At 59.1% G+C, this 19,158-nt stretch carries 12 protein-coding genes, 2 tRNA genes and 4 rRNA genes; 9 read left to right on the top strand and 9 right to left on the bottom strand.

The genetic code is table 11. The features are described from left to right. Positions 1 to 127: 127 nt before the first annotated feature. Positions 128 to 1,021: a flagellin N-terminal helical domain-containing protein gene (locus DVU_RS11445; RefSeq protein WP_010939715.1), complete on the bottom strand. Its 894-nt coding sequence runs from the start codon at positions 1,019 to 1,021 to the stop codon at positions 128 to 130. A gap of 258 nt (positions 1,022 to 1,279) precedes the next feature. Here DVU_RS11445 and panB point away from each other — a divergent pair, with 258 nt between their 5' ends. Further along, a complete protein-coding gene (gene panB / locus DVU_RS11450; protein ID WP_010939717.1) occupies positions 1,280 to 2,203 on the top strand; it encodes a 3-methyl-2-oxobutanoate hydroxymethyltransferase in 924 nt (307 codons plus the stop codon). Between the two features lie 118 nt (positions 2,204 to 2,321). On the opposite strand, the gene DVU_RS11455 is transcribed toward panB, so the two are convergent. Further along, positions 2,322 to 2,897, bottom strand: a complete 576-nt coding sequence (locus DVU_RS11455; RefSeq protein ID WP_010939718.1) for a hypothetical protein — start codon at positions 2,895 to 2,897, stop codon at positions 2,322 to 2,324. A gap of 172 nt (positions 2,898 to 3,069) precedes the next feature. On the opposite strand from DVU_RS11455, the gene panC reads away from it, so the two are divergent. The 3 genes from panC to DVU_RS11470 all read left to right on the top strand — a co-directional run bounded on the left by panC (position 3,070) and on the right by DVU_RS11470 (position 5,525). Next, complete coding sequence (panC, locus tag DVU_RS11460) at positions 3,070 to 3,921, top strand: pantoate--beta-alanine ligase (protein ID WP_010939719.1); 852 nt, start codon at positions 3,070 to 3,072, stop codon at positions 3,919 to 3,921. Positions 3,922 to 3,972: 51 nt separating this feature from the next. Then, positions 3,973 to 5,148 (top strand): methionine adenosyltransferase, encoded by a 1,176-nt coding sequence (gene metK, locus DVU_RS11465; RefSeq protein WP_010939720.1) that lies wholly within the window; start codon positions 3,973 to 3,975, stop codon positions 5,146 to 5,148. Positions 5,149 to 5,318: 170 nt separating this feature from the next. Next, positions 5,319 to 5,525 carry a twin-arginine translocase TatA/TatE family subunit gene (locus tag DVU_RS11470; RefSeq protein ID WP_010939721.1) on the top strand — a complete coding sequence of 69 codons (207 nt, stop codon included), beginning with the start codon at positions 5,319 to 5,321 and terminating at the stop codon, positions 5,523 to 5,525. Positions 5,526 to 5,821: 296 nt separating this feature from the next. Here the strand turns inward: DVU_RS11470 and DVU_RS11475 are convergent, their stop codons facing one another. Next, entirely contained in the window at positions 5,822 to 7,534 is a 1,713-nt protein-coding gene (locus DVU_RS11475; RefSeq protein WP_010939722.1) for an L-lactate permease, read from the bottom strand. 1,129 nt (positions 7,535 to 8,663) lie between these two features. Here DVU_RS11475 and DVU_RS11480 point away from each other — a divergent pair. Further along, entirely contained in the window at positions 8,664 to 9,614 is a 951-nt protein-coding gene (locus DVU_RS11480) for a UDP-glucuronic acid decarboxylase family protein (protein WP_010939726.1), read from the top strand. Positions 9,615 to 9,877: 263 nt separating this feature from the next. On the opposite strand, the gene rrf (DVU_RS11485) is transcribed toward DVU_RS11480, so the two are convergent. The 6 genes from rrf (DVU_RS11485) to DVU_RS11510 all read right to left on the bottom strand — a co-directional run bounded on the left by rrf (DVU_RS11485) (position 9,878) and on the right by DVU_RS11510 (position 15,129). Further along, positions 9,878 to 9,992, bottom strand: a 5S ribosomal RNA gene (gene rrf / locus DVU_RS11485). A 46-nt stretch (positions 9,993 to 10,038) separates the two neighbouring features. After that, positions 10,039 to 10,153 (bottom strand): 5S ribosomal RNA (gene rrf / locus DVU_RS11490). 102 nt (positions 10,154 to 10,255) lie between these two features. Then, positions 10,256 to 13,185: ribosomal RNA gene (locus DVU_RS11495) — 23S ribosomal RNA — on the bottom strand. Positions 13,186 to 13,333: 148 nt separating this feature from the next. After that, positions 13,334 to 13,409, bottom strand: a tRNA-Ala gene (locus tag DVU_RS11500). Positions 13,410 to 13,431: 22 nt separating this feature from the next. After that, positions 13,432 to 13,508, bottom strand: a tRNA-Ile gene (locus tag DVU_RS11505). 72 nt (positions 13,509 to 13,580) lie between these two features. Continuing rightward, a 16S ribosomal RNA gene (locus tag DVU_RS11510) occupies positions 13,581 to 15,129 on the bottom strand. Together the 16S, 23S and 5S rRNA genes with 2 tRNA genes alongside form the textbook arrangement of a ribosomal RNA operon. 505 nt (positions 15,130 to 15,634) lie before the next feature. Here DVU_RS11510 and rdgC point away from each other — a divergent pair. The 4 genes from rdgC (at position 15,635) to DVU_RS11530 (ending at position 18,874) form a co-directional block, all read left to right on the top strand. After that, positions 15,635 to 16,249: a recombination-associated protein RdgC gene (gene rdgC, locus DVU_RS11515; RefSeq protein WP_010939729.1), complete on the top strand. Its 615-nt coding sequence runs from the start codon at positions 15,635 to 15,637 to the stop codon at positions 16,247 to 16,249. Between the two features lie 164 nt (positions 16,250 to 16,413). Next, positions 16,414 to 16,944 (top strand): hypothetical protein, encoded by a 531-nt coding sequence (locus tag DVU_RS11520; protein ID WP_011791831.1) that lies wholly within the window; start codon positions 16,414 to 16,416, stop codon positions 16,942 to 16,944. Positions 16,945 to 16,955: 11 nt separating this feature from the next. Then, positions 16,956 to 17,975, top strand: a complete 1,020-nt coding sequence (locus tag DVU_RS11525; RefSeq protein WP_010939731.1) for an ABC transporter permease — start codon at positions 16,956 to 16,958, stop codon at positions 17,973 to 17,975. Continuing rightward, positions 17,972 to 18,874, top strand: a complete 903-nt coding sequence (locus DVU_RS11530; RefSeq protein ID WP_010939732.1) for an ABC transporter permease — start codon at positions 17,972 to 17,974, stop codon at positions 18,872 to 18,874. The genes DVU_RS11525 and DVU_RS11530 overlap by 4 nt, the downstream gene beginning before the upstream one ends. Positions 18,875 to 19,158 lie beyond the last annotated feature (284 nt).

Consider the following 19,158-nt stretch of genomic DNA (forward strand, 5'->3'; position numbering starts at 1 on the left):
GGCGACACCCTCCCGCGGTGTGCCCGCAGGTACGACCAGACGCAGGGCCTTGAAACGCAGAAACCGGGCCGCTTGCGCGGCCCGGTCGTGTGTGTCCCGGAGAATCCCCTCTCCGCCCGGTCGGCCGTTAGCCGCCGAGAAGCTGCATCGCCATACGAGGCAGCGAGTTCGCCTGCGAGAGCATGGCCACCGCAGACTGGGTCAGAATCTGCTGGCGCACAAACTCTGTCATTTCCGACGAGACGTCCACGTCGGAAATGCGCGATTCGGCGGATTGCAGGTTCTCGGCCTGAGTGCGCAGGTTGCTGATGGTGTTCTCAAGGCGGTTCTGCAACGCACCGAGAGAAGCACGGATGTTGTCCTTCGAGATGATGGCGTTCTGGATCGCCACCAGGGCCTGCTGCGCGGCAGACTGGGTGGAGATGGTGTAACCGGCGCTACCGGCGGTAGCCTGGTTGCCGACGCCAAGTGCCGAAGCCGTCGAGGTGCCGATCTGGACGTAGTAGTAGTCCTCGGCGGAGTCGTTCGCGGTACCGAAGTGGATCTTCATCTTGCCGGTGGACTGCAGCCCCGAACCGTCGTGCGTATCGGAGGACAGGTTGCCGTTGAGCAGATGGAGACCGTTGAAGTCGGTCGCGTTGGCGATTCGGGTGATTTCCGAGGCCATGGCCTGGTATTCCGAATCGATGATGAGACGCTGGTCCGAAGTGTAGGTACCGGTCGCGGCCTGTTCGGCCAGTTCCTTCATGCGGATGAGCTTCTCGTCGATGACCCCGAGGGCGCCGTCAGCGGTCTGGATGAGCGAAATAGCGTCGTTCGCGTTACGCACGCCCTGATTGAGCGCGGAAATGTCGGAACGCATCAGTTCGCGAATGGCCAGACCGGCCGCGTCGTCGGCAGCAGTGCCGACACGAAGGCCGGAAGAAAGCCTGCGCACGGAAGTGGAAAGCTTGCCGTACGAGTTGCTCAGGTTCCCAGCGGCATTCATCGCCATCATGTTGTGATTGATAACCAGTGACATAATATTCCTCCATGAATATTCAGTCGTTCCCGGCGGCGGCACACTGCCGGTCGCGTCCCTGCGACCAATCCGCCGTGCTTGCCCTTCTCTTCGACCATTCGCCAACAGACTATAGGGCTCGCATTAGATTTATTCGCAACGAGTTCGATACAAAGATCATTTTATCTTGAAGGAGCCATATCGCAGGCCACTCCCGCATTTGCCTTCAGGGGGGTGGCGGCAGTACACTCCGGAGACGAACACAGCGAAGGAGCAACCATGAGCACACATACGCCCCCCTCTTCAGCCACGCCGACATCCGGGCAAGGCGTACGGCCACTCACCACCGCCGACATCCGCAAGGCCAAGGGACGGCAGCGTCTGGCCATGCTCACAGCCTACGACTACACTTCAGCCCGTATCGTGGATGGTGCCGGGGCCGACCTCATTCTCGTGGGCGACTCGCTGGGCATGGTCATGCTTGGGCGTGAAGACACCCTCTCGGTCACCCTCGACGAGATGCTGCACCACTGCCGCGCGGTGGTACGTGGTACGCGGCACGCGATGGTCGTGGCGGACATGCCCTTCATGACCTACGAGACCGGCGTGCGTGACGCACTCCTCAACGGTGCGCGTCTCTTCCGGGAGAGTGGCGTGCGTGCGGTGAAACTCGAAGGTGCCGGCCCGGTGCTACCGCAGGTACGGGCACTGGTCGACGCGGGCATCCCGGTCATGGGACATCTGGGCCTCACCCCGCAACGGGTGGCGGAGATGGGAGGCTTCAAGGTTCAGGGAAGACAGGCGGAAGCGGCCCTGCGCCTCTTCGACGACGCGCTTGCCTTGCAGGAAGCGGGCTGTTTCAGCCTTGTGCTCGAATGTGTTCCGGCACCGGTCGCCGAACAGGTCACGGCCCGGCTGCACATCCCCACCATCGGCATAGGCGCGGGCGCGGGTTGCGACGGGCAAGTGCTCGTTCTACACGACATGCTGGGGCTGTACGGCGAGCTTTCACCGCGATTCGTCAAACGCTACGCCGACCTCGCCGGCATGGCGGGTGAAGCTGTGGCCCGCTATGCGCATGAAGTACGCGAGGGGTCATTCCCTGCTGCGGAACACACCTTCGGTATCGACGACGGGCAGTTTGAGGCCTTCATGGCTGCACTGGACAAACGCGGATGCCGCCAGACACCGACAGGAGAATGACGCCGAAGGCAGGCCTGTCCGCATCGACAACACTTTTCTGACTGGGGCCCGATGGCGGTTGTGCCCAAGCGGCGTGCCCTACCACGGCCACGGGCTGGGATACGCCCCGCGTACGCCCTCAGCGCCCTTCAAGCAACCATACCGTGGGTGCTTCGATCAACAGCAGACGCCCGTCGCTCATGCTTTCGCGCGTGGTGCCGAAACCGTCACGGTGGATTGAGAACACCGCATTGGGTTCATGGCTCGAATCATGCAACACCAGAGTGTCGTTCTCCAGTTCACGAACCGTACTCCAGTGCCTGATGAGCGGGTCGCCCCGGAAGGGCAGATACCTGTGAAAGCGGAACACGGCAGTGCGTCTCGGCCCTCCCGCAAGCCAGCCGCACAGCGTACCCCACAGGAGGCGGGGCGTCGGGGTGGTGGGCGACGAGAAGGGGCGTGTGGCTGTCATGGGAAACGGTGCATCGAGGCACAGTCCGTAACGGGTGAGAACCTGTTCCACAAGCCATGCATAATCGGTCTCATTGTGAAGCGTGACATGCAGCAGCGAGGCGTCACGGGCGATGTCCTCAAGCGTCTCGGTGAAAATGCGACGCGCCTGCCCCATGCCTAGACCATGTGTCAGCTGCAAGGCGTTGAGCACGGCATAGAGGGCACAGAACACGTCCAACTGTCCCTGATAGAACGGTTGCATGGTCACTCCTTGGGCGGGATACCTGCCATGTGTGCCCCCGGTAGCACTCCCGCGTCAAGATGTGATAGCCTGTCCTGCCCTATGTCTTCCCCTCCCCGCGCACACGTGGGGACTGGACAATGCGAACGGCTGCGTGTATATGACCCGTACAACTATATGTGGATAGGTTGATATGCAGATAATTACCGAGCCTCAAACGATTCAGCAGGCCTGCCTCCGCTGGAGGGCAGACGGGGTGCACACGGCCCTTGTGCCGACCATGGGCTACTACCACGCAGGTCATGAGAGTCTCATGGCCCACGCCCGCGCCGTGTCGGAAAAGGTGATCGTGAGCCTCTTCGTCAACCCCGCCCAATTCGGGCCGGGCGAAGACTTCGCCGCCTACCCGCGCGACCTCGAACGTGACGCGGCCATGGCCGAAGCCCAAGGGGTGGACGTTCTCTTCGCGCCCAAAGCCGAAGACCTCTACAAGAAAGACCACGCCACATGGGTCGAGGTCCCCGCGCTTTCGCAGACCATGTGCGGCCTGTCGCGCCCCACCCACTTCAGAGGGGTGTGCACCGTCGTCACCAAGCTGCTCATGCTCACCATGCCGCGCATCGCCGTCTTCGGGCAGAAGGACTGGCAGCAGGTGGCCGTGATACGCAGGATGGTGCGCGACCTCAACATTCCCGTCGATATCGTGGGGCGGCCCATCGTGCGCGAACCTGACGGTCTGGCCATGAGCTCGCGCAACATCTACCTCACTGCCGAAGAGCGCCTTCAGGCACCGCACATCCATCACGGACTCGCCCTCGGTCGCGCCATCACCCAGAGTGGAGAACGCGATGCCGAGACCATCAAGACAGCCATCCGCCGTTACTGGGCCCAGAACCTGCCCGGCGGAGAAGAAGACTATCTGACCATAGTCGACCCCGTGTCTCTCGAACCGGTCGACCGCCTCACAGGGGCCACTCTCTGCGCCACGGCCGTCAGGGTCGGACAGGCGCGGCTTCTCGATAACATGATGCTTCTCGGCGACTAGACCGCCGTAGCCACGCCCCCCGCGGGCACGACATTCCCAAGGAGGAATCAGATGATCCCCAGCAAAGGCAAATACTACTTCACGTCCGAATCCGTCACCGAAGGCCACCCCGACAAGGTCGCCGACCAGATATCCGACGCCGTGCTCGACGTGCTGCTGGCGCAGGATCCCAACTCCCGCGTGGCTTGCGAGACCCTCGTGACCACGGGCATGGCGGTCATCGCCGGTGAAATCACCACCCGCGGCTACGCCGACCTTCCCCATGTCGTGCGCGAGACCATCCGCAACATCGGCTACAACAGCTCCGAAATGGGCTTCGACTGGCAGACCTGCGCCGTCATATCCTCCATCGACAAGCAGTCCGCCGACATCGCACAGGGCGTAGACCGCGCCACCAACGAAGACCAGGGCGCAGGCGACCAGGGCATGATGTTCGGTTTCGCCTGCGATGAGACCGCCACGCTCATGCCTGCCCCCATCTACTGGGCGCATCAGCTTTCGCAGCGTCTCACCGAAGTGCGCAAGGACGGCACCGTCGACATCTTCCGTCCCGACGGCAAGACGCAGGTCTCGTTCGAATACGTCGACGGCAAGCCCGTACGCATCAACAACGTCGTCGTCTCCACGCAGCACAAGGACAGCGCCAGTCAGGCCGACATCATCGACGCAGTGAAGACCCACGTCATCCGCCCCATCCTCGAACCCAGCGGCTTCTTCGATGAAAAGGCCTGCGACATCTTCATCAACACCACCGGGCGCTTCGTCATCGGCGGCCCCATGGGCGACTGCGGCCTCACAGGCCGCAAGATCATCCAGGACACCTACGGCGGCATGGGTCACCACGGTGGCGGCGCATTCTCCGGCAAGGACGCCTCCAAGGTCGACCGTTCCGGTGCCTACATGGCCCGCTACATCGCCAAGAACGTGGTCGCTTCAGGCCTCGCCCCCAAGTGCGAAGTGCAGATAGCCTACTGCATCGGCGTGGCAGAACCCGTGTCGGTGCTGGTCTCGTCGCAGGGTACCGCCAGCGTTCCCGACGAAGTCCTCACTCGCGCCGTCCGCGAGGTGTTCGACCTGCGCCCCTTCCACATCACCCGCAGACTCGACCTGCTGCGCCCCATCTACGGCAAGACCTCGTGCTACGGGCACTTCGGTCGCGAGTTGCCCGAGTTCACATGGGAACACACCGACGCTGCCGCCGACCTGCGCACCGCCGCCAAGGTCTAGTACGCAACCTGTCGATGACCATCGAGGCGGGGCCCTTCAAGGGCCCCGCCTTTTTCGTCCATGAACATTACATGAAGATAACGGCCACGGGGCTTCACGATGCGCAACAGCCATGGCACGATGCCACCACCCAATCACCCCTACAAGGCTTCGCGCCCTGAGGAGCACCCATGATAGGTCAACTCTTCCAGCCCGCACATCTGCTGGTCATCCTCGTCATTGCGCTTTTCGTCTTCGGTCCCAAGAATCTGCCGGGACTGGGCAAAACCATCGGCAAATCCCTCAACGAGTTCAAACGCAGCCTCAATGAAGAAGACGAGGTCGACATCTCCGCACAGCCGGGAAAGAAGCCCTCGGACGGAAGCCCGAAGCACTGATTCCGCGTCGTGATGAATACGGGCGCCCTTACCGGACGAGTCTCTCGGCTGCCGGGGCGTTCTTCGTGCCATAGGCATGAGCAGACGGCGACGTGTCCGCAGGCGTCCTCATCCTGCACCGCAGTGCCCCGTAACTGGTCGGGGGGCTACAGCGCAGCCGCGAAGGGACGCAACGGCCGAACGCACCCATCAGGGAAGCAAGAAGCCCCGCCTTCCGAGGAAAGGCGGGGCTTTTCACGAACGGACTCCTGATGAGACCGTCATGGGACGCTGCGGCTGCGCCCCTGCATCGGGATTTAGAAGAGGTGAGGCAGGAACACGAAGCTCATGAGCGACGCGACGACACCCACCACCACGCCATAGAGCACGAAAGGCAGGAAGCAACGCTTCAGCAAGGTCCCTTCGCGCCCCGTAAGGCCCACAACGGCGCACACAGCCACGATGTTGTGGATGCACACCATGTTGCCCATGGCACCGCCAACGACCTGCGCAGCCACGATGACCTGACGCGGCATCGACAGTTGCGCGGCAACACCCCACTGGAATTCTGCGAAAAGCAGGTCCGAGACCGTGTTCGAGCCCGTGATGAACGACCCAAGACCACCGACGAACGATGCCAGCATGGGCCACGCGTTACCCGCGACGGCAGCCACGGCCTTGGCCATGGCCAGCGGCATGGAAGGATAGGCGTTGGGGTTGAGGGCTGCGTCGACGACCCCCGACCCGCGGAAGATGGACACAAGGGCGACCGCAAAGAAGAGGGCGATGGTAGGCGACTTCATCTTGGCGATGGATTCGCCCCATGCGCGCTTCACTGCGTCACCCTTCATGCCATGCAGCAGGATGGTGAGCAGGGCCACAAGGGTGAAAGGAATGGTGCCGGGCAGGTAGAGATAGTCGATGGATGCCGAGACGCCCTTGTAGCCGAGAATGTCGTTGAAGGGGATTTTCTGCGCGGAGAGAAAGCCCTTGAGCCCAAGCTCGGGGATACGGGTCACGACGAGGATGAGACCGATGAGCACGTAGGGAAGCCATGCCCTGAACTGGCTCATGTGCGCCTTGAACTCGGTATTGGCGGCAGTACGGATGGAGCCCGTCCATTCCGCGTCCCAGCTGGACTGGGGGCCGAAGTCCCAAGGGGTTTCAGGCACGCAGAACCCACGCTTTGCACCGGCAACGATGATACCGAGGCCCACAAGACCACCGATGAGCGAAGGGAACTCCGGCCCGACGAACCATGCGAACACGTAGTAGGGCACGGCAAAGGCAACGGCCGAGAACACGCAGAACTTCCATGCCTTGAAACCCTCTACCCACGACTTCTTCTCCCCGAAGTAACGGGTGAGGAAGCCCAGCATGAAGATGGGCAGGATGACAATCATCGGGCCGTGCATCAGCGTCGCCCACTGGCCGATGACCTTCGCGAACGAACCGAAGTCGGTGAAGTTAAGCCCGGGTATGCCTTGGGCGACGGCTTCCTGCGTCAAAGGGGCAAGGAATTTGAGGCCGATGAGCACCGGTGTGCCCACGGCACCGAAAGAGACCGGAAAGCTGTTGAACACAAGGCATATGACCGCGGCGGCAAGCGGCGGAAAGCCCAGCGAGAGCAGAAGCGGCGCAGCAAGGGCTGCGGGGGTGCCGAAACCTGCGGCACCTTCGATGAACGCCGCGAACATGTAGCCGACAATGATCGCCTGAATGCGCTTGTCTCGGCTCACATTCTGCATGCCGTACTGGATTGTCTCCATCCCCCCGCTATACTGCAAGGTGTAGAGAATGATGATCGCACCAAAGACGATGATCAGCACACCAATCGCGGTGACAATGCCCTGCAAGGTAAGGGCGGACACATAGCCGGCCGGAAGATTCCAGACTCCGATGGCCCCGATGACACAGACAAGCCATGCCAGAGGCATGGCGCGGGTCGCAGGAAAGCGTAACCCTACCATCAGGACCAGAGCGACGAGAATAGGCAGCAAGGCCACGAGGGCCAGCAATTCAATGGACATGGAAACTCCTCGAACGTAAACCATACAGCGATGACATCGCATCAGAACAAGACGTACAAAGCTGCCGCAAAGCTTCGAACATCTGCACCAGAGACCGCATGCGTCGTCATTTTTCCATTTTATACTGTTGCACGACGACGCCAGAGCATATGACTCACTGCAAAGCAAAGAGTCAGTGCGCTTTGCTTCAAACAGCAATTACCGGGCCAAGACGCCACGCAAAGTCACAACATCTCAAAATCATATCATTACGGTGCGTTACAAAAGAAGCACATAAATAAGAACATGGGCCGTGTCCGACATTGCAGACAGGGCCCATGTGCAAGAGGGAATGGCCCACTCTTTATTATTTCCATTTAATTAATTTTTATTAATAAAACTTGAAGTCTGAAAAAATGGACTCAGTTATTCCTGTTTGAGCCACAGGTTAGCATCAAACGAGAATGGTCTCGGAATGGCATGGTCGGGGAACGCGCCGTTTGAGGGATAGAGGTGACAGCCTGAAGGTCTGCCTCCTCACGACATCAGAAACATAGCTCACCCAGAGGCTGCGGGGCCCTCAAGAAGGACGGATGCAGGCTATGGCCCAAGAACAGGCCAAGCGCGACTCAATCGGCGAAGGCGAGGCAGTGCAACAGCATACCGAACCTCCAGAAAAGGCTGGAGAGGCTCACGTCGAGAGCGCGCAAGGCATACTCCCCGATCAAATGAAAAGACGACGAGCCCCCCGTGGCGAACGTGACCACGGGGGGATGTACGGGCTGCCCATCACAGAAGCAACCGTATCGATGGCATCGCCTTGCATTCCCCTCTGCGTCGTGCAGGTCGTGCGGAAGGCAGAGAAAGGCGGCACTAGCCTTTCCTTGCACGCGGCATGCTCTTCTGCGTCGTACCGGATACCACCGCATCGACGCCCCCTGAGCATGCCGCCAGGCTCGATGGAACTGTCGAACAAGCTGCCTCTGTCGAGCATGCCGACTTGGCGAATGTGCTACTTTGATTTAGGTTTCAGGCATGCACGCTGCATTGGCTCGTGCTCGACGCCAAGCGACGTCTGTACGGCTAACGGATCAACTCCGCCTGTCGTCCCACCTCTACCCACACGAACGGCGGACACGAGGTCTTCACGATGCATCTCCGCAAACGCGTACTTGTCACGGGTGGAGCCGGATTCGTCGGCTCACACCTCTGCGATCGTCTGCTGAAAGACGGGCACGAAGTACTCTGCGTCGACAACTACTTCACCGGTGCTCGCGCCAATGTCGAACACTTGCTGGAAAACAGGAGGTTCGAGCTCGTCCGCCATGACATCACCTTTCCGCTGTACGTCGAAGTAGATGAAATCTGGAATCTGGCGTGCCCTGCCTCTCCAGTGCACTACCAGCACGACCCCGTACAGACGATAAAGACATGCGTGCATGGAGCCATCAACATGCTTGGCCTCGCCAAACGTGTCGGGGCACGGATTTTTCAGGCATCCACGTCAGAAGTGTACGGCGACCCGGCTGAGCATCCGCAGACCGAAAACTACTGGGGAAATGTCGATCCCATAGGAATCCGCTCGTGCTACGACGAAGGCAAGCGGTGTGCAGAAGCGCTCTTCTTTGCGTATCATCGGCAAAACGGACTCGACATTCGGGTGGGCAGGCTTTTCAATACCTATGGGCCTCGCATGCATCCCAATGACGGACGGGTGGTGTCCAACTTCATCATGCAGGCGTTGCGAAACGAGCCCATCACCATCTATGGAGACGGAAGCCAGACCCGTTCCTTCTGCTACATCCATGACCTGATCGAGTGCATGATTCGCTTCATGGATTTGCCACCGGGACTGCATGGACCTGTGAACATAGGCAATCCGGCTGAGTTCACCATCAGGGAATTGGCAGAAACCGTCATTGACCTTGTGGGTAGTCGATCGACCATAGCTCATCTTCCGCTTCCGAGTGGCGACCCCCGGCAAAGACGTCCGGATATAAGCACCGTACGCGAGAAACTGGGCTGGGAACCGCAGACGCAGCTACGCGAAGGATTGCGGCATACCATTGCCTACTTCCAAGGGATGCTCGCCCCAAGCTAGAGGCAGGTGTGCGACACCTCGTGCACTTGGGCGACAGGACTCGTTAACGGCATGATACAAGAGTTCATTTCTGATCACGTCCAGCCCGGATGGCAGGCTGAATAGAAGATGCCTCTTCATGACGATGACATCCCATTCGGCGTCAGCAGGGCGTGGCCGACACAGGCAGGCTAACAGGGACAGAGAAAGAAGCCCGGCAGATTCAGACCAGAGACAAAAAAGAACGGCGGCAACCAGATGGTTACCGCCGTTCTTTTGAAGATTCTTGGCGTCGGCCTACTTTCCCACGAGCTACCCCGCAGTATCATCGGCGATGGAGGGCTTAACTTCCGAGTTCGGAATGGGATCGGGTGTACCCCCTCCTCCATGGACGCCAAAAGAAAATTGGCTGCATCACAGCATCTGCACAAGATAAAAAGAAAAGTCCTGGCGTCGGCCTACTTTCCCACGAGCTACCCCGCAGTATCATCGGCGATGGAGGGCTTAACTTCCGAGTTCGGAATGGGATCGGGTGTACCCCCTCCTCCATGGACGCCAGGACAGATTCTTTGGTCACCGTCCGGGAAGGCTGGCTATGCTCACGCCGCCACTTCGTACGGGACCGAAATAGAATCAAATAGGGTGGAAAGGAATTGTATGAAGAAAACAAGGCGCTCGGGCTATTAGTACTGGTCAGCTCCATGCGTCGCCGCACTTCCACCTCCAGCCTATCGACCAGGTAGTCTACCTGGGCCCTTCAGCTCTAAAAGAGGGGAGAACTTATCTTGAGGCAGGCTTCCCGCTTAGATGCTTTCAGCGGTTATCCCTTCCACACATAGCTACCCTGCTATGCCGCTGGCGCGACAACAGGACCACCAGAGGTATGTCCATCCCGGTCCTCTCGTACTAGGGACAGGCCCTCTCAATTCTCCTACGCCCACAGAAGATAGGGACCAAACTGTCTCACGACGTTTTAAACCCAGCTCGCGTACCACTTTAAACGGCGAACAGCCGTACCCTTGGGACCTGCTTCAGCCCCAGGATGTGATGAGCCGACATCGAGGTGCCAAACCGCGCCGTCGATATGAACTCTTGGGCGCGATCAGCCTGTTATCCCCGGCGTACCTTTTATCCAATGAGCGATGGCCCTTCCATGCGGAACCACCGGATCACTAACGCCGACTTTCGTCCCTGCTCGACATGTCTGTCTTGCAGTCAAGCTCCCTTATGCGTTTGCACTCGACGCCTGGTTTCCAATCAGGCTGAGGGAACCTTTGCGTGCCTCCGTTACAATTTGGGAGGCGACCGCCCCAGTCAAACTACCCACCAGACACTGTCTCCCTCCCGGATCACGGGTAGGGATTAGAGCCTTAGACTTGCAAGGGTGGTATTTCAAGGATGGCTCCCCCCATACTGGCGTACAGGGTTCACAGCCTCCCACCTATCCTACACATGCAAGCCCAAAACCCAATGTCAAGCTATAGTAAAGGTGCACAGGGTCTTTCCGTCTTTCTGCGGGTACACGGCATTTTCACCGCGACTTCAATTTCACCGAGTCTCTGGCCGAGACAGTGTGGAGATCGTTACGCCATTCGTGCAGGTCGGAACTTACCCGACAAGGAATTTCGCTACCTTAGGACCGTTATAGTTACGGCCGCCGTTTACCGGGGCTTCGATTCGGAGCTTCGCTTGCGCTGACCCCTCCTCTTAACCTTCCGGCACCGGGCAGGCGTCAGTCCCTATACGTCGTCTTGCGACTTCGCAGAGACCTATGTTTTTAGTAAACAGTCGCCACCACCATTTCACTGCGGCTCTCCGAGGCTTTGGATGTATACCCTACACCTTAGAGAGCACCCCTTCTTCCGAAGTTACGGGGTCATTTTGCCGAGTTCCTTGGCCAGAGTTCTCTCGAGCGCCTTGGGTTATTCACCCCACCCACCTGTGTTGGTTTCCGGTACGGTCTGTACGCACTATACTTAGGAGCTTTTCTAGGGAGCATGGACTCGGCGACTTCAGACCTTGCGGTCACGGACTCGTGTCTCGGCCTTAAAGGGGGCGGATTTGCCTCTCCCCCAAGCCTACGCACTTGCACCGGCTAAGCCAACAGCCGGCTCGCTTATCCTTCTCCGTCCCTCCATCGCGCGAACGCACAGGTACGGGAATATTAACCCGTTTCCCATCGACTACGGCTTTCGCCCTCGCCTTAGGGACCGACTAACCCTGGGAAGATTACCTTTACCCAGGAAACCTTGGGTTTACGGCGAACAGGTTTCTCACCTGTTTTATCGTTACTCATGTCAGCATAATCACTTCTCTGCAGTCCAGCGTGCCTTCCGGCAAACCTTCAGCCCACAGAGAACGCTCCCCTACCGATCGTACTAGACGATCCCGAAGCTTCGGCTCCATGCTTAGCCCCGTTACATTTTCGGCGCAGAGTCATTAGACCAGTGAGCTATTACGCTTTCTTTAAACGATGGCTGCTTCTAAGCCAACGTCCTGGCTGTCTGAACAACTCCACCACCTTTCCCACTGAGCATGGAATTGGAGGCCTTAGCTGTCGATCTGGGCTGTTTCCCTTTTGACGACGGACCTTCGCACCCGCCGTCTGACTCCCGGGGTACATCTCTGCGGCATTCGGAGTTTGAAAGGGTTTGGTAATCTGGTGGGACCCCTAGCCCTGTCAGTGCTCTACCTCCGCGAGACAATTTCCCGAGGCTATACCTCAATATATTTCGGGGAGAACCAGCTATCACCGAGTTTGATTGGCCTTTCACCCCTATCCACAAGTCATCCAAAACGTTTTCAGCCGTTACTGGTTCGGTCCTCCACAAGGCTTTACCCTTGCTTCAACCTGCTCATGGATAGATCACCCGGTTTCGGGTCTACTCCGTCGTACTTATCGCCCTTATCAGACTCGCTTTCGCTACGGCTCCACTTTCGCTTAACCTCGCACGACAGAGTAACTCGCTGACTCATTATGCAAAAGGCACGCGGTCACATCTCAAGGATGCTCCCACAGCTTGTAGGCAACAGGTTTCAGATTCTATTTCACTCCCCTGACAGGGGTTCTTTTCACCTTTCCCTCACGGTACTAGTGCACTATCGGTCGCTGGTTAGTACTTAGCCTTGGAAGATGGTCCTCCCAGATTCCCACGAGGTTTCACGTGCCTCGCAGTACTCAGGTGCCTCTAGGGTGACGTTCGGTTTCAGATACGAGGCTATCACTCGCTATGGCGGAGCTTTCCAGCTCACTTCTCCTGCCTAGTAGTCAATCCCACATCGAGGTCCTACAACCCCGGATGGTCGAAACCATCCGGTTTGGGCTAATCCCGGTTCGCTCGCCGCTACTTCGGGAGTCTCGTTTGATTTCCTTTCCTCCGGGTACTGAGATGTTTCACTTCCCCGGGTTGGCTCCCTGCAACCTATTTGTTCAGTTGCGGGTGACAGGACATGACTCCTGCCGGGTTTCCCCATTCAGACATTCCCGGATCAAAGGATGTTTGGCTCCTCCCCGAGACTTATCGCAGCCTACCACGTCTTTCTTCGCCTTCCAGCGCCAAGGCATCCACCTGTTGCCCTTGGTAACTTGTTCTCTTCGAACTTCCTTTCCAACCCTATTCAATTTTCAATGAGCTTCGGCTTACCGCCGAGGCCAGGCGCGAACCTGGATGACATCCACGAATCTTTCGTGACTGCGACCATATTCGCGCATGACAAAGAACCATCCGTCGTCCACCAAATGGTGGAGGCGAACGGGATTGAACCGTTGACCCCCTGCGTGCAAGGCAGGTGCTCTCCCAGCTGAGCTACGCCCCCACTTGGTGCGTGTCGCCTGACGTGGTGGGCCTGGGAAGACTTGAACTTCCGACCTCACGCTTATCAGGCGTGCGCTCTAGCCACCTGAGCTACAGGCCCGTCGGCTCTGCTTTGCAAAGAGCACTTCGGCTCCTTGAAAGTGAGCAGCGAGTCGGGAGTTTCGTATTCGGTAAAGGAGGTGATCCAGCCGCAGGTTCCCCTACGGCTACCTTGTTACGACTTCACCCCAATCATCGGCCCTACCGTAGACGGCTGCCTCCATTGCTGGTTAGCTCACCGGTGTCGGGTAAAACCAACTTTCGTGGTGTGACGGGCGGTGTGTACAAGGCCCGGGAACGCATTCACCCGAGCATGCTGATCTCGAATTACTAGCGATTCCAACTTCATGCAGTCGAGTTGCAGACTGCAATCCGGACTGGGACGCACTTTTTGGGATTGGCTCCACCTCGCGGTATCGCTGCCCTTTGTATGCGCCATTGTAGTACGTGTGTAGCCCTAGGCGTAAGGGCCATGATGACTTGACGTCGTCCCCACCTTCCTCCCCGTTAACCGGGGCAGTCTCACCAGAGTGCCCAGCATTACCTGGTAGCAACTGGCAATAGGGGTTGCGCTCGTTGCGGGACTTAACCCAACACCTCACGGCACGAGCTGACGACAGCCATGCAGCACCTGTCTCGGAATTCCCCGAAGGGCACCCTTCCTTTTCGGGAAGGTCTTCCGGATGTCAAACCTAGGTAAGGTTCTTCGCGTTGCATCGAATTAAACCACATACTCCACCGCTTGTGCGGGCCCCCGTCAATTTCTTTGAGTTTCAGCCTTGCGACCGTACTCCCCAGGCGGGATGCTTAACGCGTTAACTACGGCACCGAAGCTCAAGGCCCCGACACCTAGCATCCATCGTTTACGGCGTGGACTACCAGGGTATCTAATCCTGTTTGCTCCCCACGCTTTCGCACCTCAGCGTCAGTACCGGTCCAGGTAGTCGCCTTCGCCACTGATGTTCCTCCAGATCTCTACGGATTTCACTCCTACACCTGGAATTCCACTACCCTCTCCCGGACTCTAGCTCGGCAGTATCAAAGGCAATTCCGCGGTTGAGCCGCGGGCTTTCACCCCTGACTTACCAAGCAGCCTACGTGCGCTTTACGCCCAGTGATTCCGATTAACGCTCGCACCCTCCGTATTACCGCGGCTGCTGGCACGGAGTTAGCCGGTGCTTCCTTTGGAGGTACCGTCAGACCACGGCTGATTAGCACCGTGGCGGTTCTTCCCTCCTGACAGAGGTTTACGATCCGAGGACCTTCATCCCTCACGCGGCGTCGCTGCGTCAGGCTTTCGCCCATTGCGCAATATTCCCCACTGCTGCCTCCCGTAGGAGTCTGGGCCGTGTTCCAGTCCCAGTGTGGCCGGTCATCCTCTCAGACCGGCTACCCATCGTCGCCTTGGTGGGCCGTTACCCCACCAACTAGCTAATGGGACGCGGACTCATCCATGAGCAGTAGCTTGCAAGCAGAGGCCACCTTTCCCCCGAAGTTGAAATCGGAGCGTATTCGGTATTAGCGACCGTTTCCAGCCGTTATTCCCAACTCATGGGTAGATCATCCACGCGTTACTCACCCGTGCGCCGCTTTACTCGGACCGAAGTCCTTTCACGCGCGACTTGCATGTGTTAAGCACGCCGCCAGCGTTCAATCTGAGCCAGAATCAAACTCTCCAGTTAGTAATTGGAGAGACCACACCCCTTTCGGGGCATGACTCAAATAGGCTGATCTTCTATTCTCCCGACTCGCTATTCACTTTTCAAGGAACCGAACCCTTCCGAAGAAGGATTTCCCGTTTGCGGGAAATTTCTTTTTGCCCTACTTGCGTTCGGGCGTCAACACTTTTGTGTGAATTTTAATTTCCACTCTGGTGTCGAACGTGCCGTCGTTCGCCTTGCGGCTTTTCGTCGGCGCGGTTGGGACTTCTACGCGATTCACTCCGGAAGTCAACGTCTTTTTTCGAACTTGCTCGATAATTTCTCAAAAAGTCTTTGGTATCAACACATTGTGTCAACAAACAAACAGACATGGTCCAACGGCAAGCTGCAAGCACACCTGTAAACGCCCCTGTAGGAATGGAGACATCGCCCATCGTGACGACCACCGTACCCATATCGGTCTTCCATACTGGCGTGCCCTCCCGACTTGGGCTAGAGAAAGGCATCATCGAAACGAGGAGACCCCATGAGCTTTCTCAACGCAAGCACCAGCTTCACACGCTTTCGCATACTTGACCCTGTTCCGTCGGCGTTATGGCCCACCATTCCTGACAAGCTGCGTCAGTTCAGCTTTCGGGACATCGACGACACCTCGGACGAGAGGGCATGGGGATGGGTATGCTTCGACGACATGCTCGATAGCCAATGGCGCACCGCACCTCCGGAAAAGGGCGAGTTTCTCGCGTTCTCGCTCCGCCTTGATACCCGGCGCATTCCCGCTGCCGTCATCAAGAAGTATACGGCGCTGTCACTCCGCGACGAAGAGGAGCGCAACAAGCAACAGGGCAAGAAGTTCATATCGCGAGAACGCAAGAAGGAGCTCAAGGAACAGGTCAAGCTGCGCCTGCTTTCACGCTTTCTCCCCATTCCCGCCGAGTTCAATGTCGTGTGGGCGACCACCTCGAACATGGTCTACTTCGCCTCGACCCAGTCGAAGATGTGCGACCTGTTCATGGAGTATTTCACGCTGACCTTCGACCTGCATCTCGAGGCGATGACCCCCTACCAGCTTGCAGCGTCGATGCTCGATGAGAACGCCATGTCGCGGCTGGACATCATAGAGGCGACCCAGTTCGCCTGATTCGCGGACTCGACAGCGGCAGGCATCTTCAAGGTGAAGTTGCCCCCTCCACATGATCGGGCACAGCCGGTCACCACAGGCAGGGGACAGGGGACACGCCAGTGCCTGCATCCGGACGAACTGCATACGACACCCCACGACAGGGCGTCACCCAAGGAATAACGATGACCGACACAGCATATCTTGGACAGACCGTAGACGTCATTCTCGGTCAGGAGTTCCTCACCTGGCTCTGGTACAGGAGCGAATCTCGGAACGGCAGCTTCGAGACCGAAGATGGACGGAACTTCGGCGTGTTCATGGAACAGCGCATCGCCGTTCAGGGTGGTGAGGGCGAGAGCCTCGAGACGGCGACCGTATCCGGCAGCATGTCGCAGTTGCGTGAAGCTCGGCTTGGGCTTTCGACGGGCAAGAAGGTCTCGCGGGCGCTCATCCGCATCGAGCGCGACGCCGACAGCTGGCTGCTGACGCTCAAAGCCGAGGACTTCGCCCTCAACAGTCTCAAGACGCCCGTCATCGAGAAGGATGGCGAAGACGACGACCCCGACGCCCGCTTTCTCGAGAAGATGTATCTGATCGACACCTGCCTCGGCTTCCTCGACGAAGTCTATCGCCAGTTCCTTGCCGTGAGGCTATCGCCCCGCTGGAACGACGAGGTCCGAGACCTGCGTGTGTGGATGGAACGTACGGCTTGACGGGAACCGCCATGCCAGCACCAGCCTCGACACGCCTGACAGCCCTCGCCCGGAGAATGCTCCGCAAGCTTGCATGGATGGTGGTGGTGTTTCTGGGCATCACCGTCATCTGCTTCTGGGTCATCCACCTCGCACCGGGGTCGCCCACCGACCTTGAGACGACCATGAATCCACTTGCAGGTGCAGAGGCACGGAAACGCCTCGAGAGCATCTACGGGCTCGACCAGCCGTTGTACGTCCAGTATGCACAGTGGCTTGGCAGACTGGTGCGTCTCGACTTCGGCAATTCCATGTCCAGTGATGGCAGACCCGTCATGGAGCGCATCCGCGAACGTCTGCCTCTCACCGTGGGCATGAACGTGGCGGCCCTGTTTCTGACGCTTCTGCTTGCCGTACCCATCGGCGTCGCATCCGCACACTGGCAAGGGGGCTGGTTCGACCGGGGCATGACCGTGCTCGTGTTCATCGGCTTTGCCATGCCGGGATTCTGGCTGGCGCTGCTGCTGATGCTCTTCTTCGGCATCCATCTCGGCTGGCTTCCTCTCTCGGGGCTGACGTCGCTGGACTACGCCACGCTCTCGCCGTGGGGCAAATTCCTTGACGTGGCCCGCCACCTTGCGTTGCCGCTCTTCATCTACACCTTCGGCAGCCTTGCAGGCATGTCGCGTTTCATGCGTTCTGCCATGCTCGAAGTGTTGCGGCAGGACTACATCCTCACCGCACGGGCCAAGGGGCTGCCGACACGGACCGTCATCTTCCGGCACGCCCTGCGCAACGCGCTGCTGCCGGTCATCACCATCCTCGGCCTCTCGCTGCCGGGGCTGATAGGCGGCAGCGTCATCATCGAATCCATCTTCGCCCTGCCGGGACTGGGGCAACTCTTCTACACCGCCGTCATGGCGCGCGACTACCCGCTCATCATGGGCAACCTCGTCCTCGGTGCGGTACTGACTCAGGCTGGCAACCTGATTGCGGACCTGTGCTACGGACTCGCCGACCCGCGCATCCGCAACAGTGGAGGAGACCGATGAACGCCCCCCACAGCAACGCGGGCACCGAAACCGGAACCCCGTTCGTCCCCCCACCCGCGACGACGTCACGGCCCTCCACATCCCGATTCTGGCAGAGGAACATCCTCTTCGCCATCGGCTTTGCCATCGTCGGCAGCATGTCCCTGCTTGCGCTGCTGGCACCTTGGATTGCGCCCTACGACCCCACGGCCCTGCATCTCGACACCATCCTGTCGGGCCCGTCCGCCACACACCTGCTTGGTACGGACGCGCTTGGTCGCGACGTGCTCTCTCGCCTGCTGTACGGGGCGCGCGTCTCGCTATGGGTAGGCTTCGTCTCCGTGGGTATCGCCGTAGCCATCGGTCTCGCCGTGGGCCTCGTCGCGGGGTATTTCGGCGGCATCATCGACGAACTCGCCATGCGCCTTGTGGACATCATGCTGTGCTTTCCCTCGTTTTTCCTCATCCTTGCGGTCATCGCCTTTCTCGAACCAAGCCTTGGCAACATCATGGCTGTCATCGGGCTGACCTCATGGATGGGAGTGGCGCGGCTGGTACGCGCCGAGACCCTCTCACTGCGGGAACGGGAATTCGTGGCGGCCGCCCGCCTTGCCGGGGCCGGGCGCACACGCATCATCCTCACCCACATCCTGCCCAATGCGATGGCACCGGTGCTGGTTTCGGCGACGCTGGGCGTAGCCGGGGCCATTCTCACCGAGTCGGCCCTCAGCTTTCTGGGCCTCGGGGTGCAGCCGCCCGACCCCAGCTGGGGCAACATGCTGCTGGAGGGCAAGGACGTTCTGGAAATCGCCCCGTGGATGTCGCTCTTCCCCGGCCTTGCCATCCTTGTCACCGTACTCGGATACAACCTGCTGGGTGAGAGTCTGCGCGACTTTCTCGACCCGCGCCTGAAAAAATAGTCGCGTTCCCAACGATGCCCCACGACGCAGGACGCATCCCGACACACAGAAGAACGCGCCTCAAACGGATGCACCTCCGCGCACCTCTCAACAAACACGGTTTGTTATGCTAGGGTGCGCCCATGCAGACCAGAGGACGGTCGACGACGCCGGATGACCTCCACAGAGGGGACGGTGCGGGTCGACACAGGTGCTGCGGCACAGGACGGAGAACCGCCAGGGGTGTGCACCCACGGCAGCGGTCAGTTCCCATCGCACGGCGGGGCGTACAAGGCGCCACAGGG

This window comes from Nitratidesulfovibrio vulgaris str. Hildenborough, from assembly GCF_000195755.1.
Classification (GTDB): domain Bacteria; phylum Desulfobacterota; class Desulfovibrionia; order Desulfovibrionales; family Desulfovibrionaceae; genus Nitratidesulfovibrio; species Nitratidesulfovibrio vulgaris.

Bases quoted from the DNA above. Each gene is read 5' to 3' on its own strand.
- DVU_RS11445 (WP_010939715.1), bottom strand. From the start codon at position 1,021: ATGTCACTGGTTATCAATCACAACATGATGGCGATGAATGCCGCTGGG.
- panB (WP_010939717.1), top strand. From the start codon at position 1,280: ATGAGCACACATACGCCCCCCTCTTCAGCCACGCCGACATCCGGGCAA.
- DVU_RS11455 (WP_010939718.1), bottom strand. From the start codon at position 2,897: ATGCAACCGTTCTATCAGGGACAGTTGGACGTGTTCTGTGCCCTCTAT.
- panC (WP_010939719.1), top strand. From the start codon at position 3,070: ATGCAGATAATTACCGAGCCTCAAACGATTCAGCAGGCCTGCCTCCGC.
- metK (WP_010939720.1), top strand. From the start codon at position 3,973: ATGATCCCCAGCAAAGGCAAATACTACTTCACGTCCGAATCCGTCACC.
- DVU_RS11470 (WP_010939721.1), top strand. From the start codon at position 5,319: ATGATAGGTCAACTCTTCCAGCCCGCACATCTGCTGGTCATCCTCGTC.
- DVU_RS11475 (WP_010939722.1), bottom strand. From the start codon at position 7,534: ATGTCCATTGAATTGCTGGCCCTCGTGGCCTTGCTGCCTATTCTCGTC.
- DVU_RS11480 (WP_010939726.1), top strand. From the start codon at position 8,664: ATGCATCTCCGCAAACGCGTACTTGTCACGGGTGGAGCCGGATTCGTC.
- rdgC (WP_010939729.1), top strand. From the start codon at position 15,635: ATGAGCTTTCTCAACGCAAGCACCAGCTTCACACGCTTTCGCATACTT.
- DVU_RS11520 (WP_011791831.1), top strand. From the start codon at position 16,414: ATGACCGACACAGCATATCTTGGACAGACCGTAGACGTCATTCTCGGT.
- DVU_RS11525 (WP_010939731.1), top strand. From the start codon at position 16,956: ATGCCAGCACCAGCCTCGACACGCCTGACAGCCCTCGCCCGGAGAATG.
- DVU_RS11530 (WP_010939732.1), top strand. From the start codon at position 17,972: ATGAACGCCCCCCACAGCAACGCGGGCACCGAAACCGGAACCCCGTTC.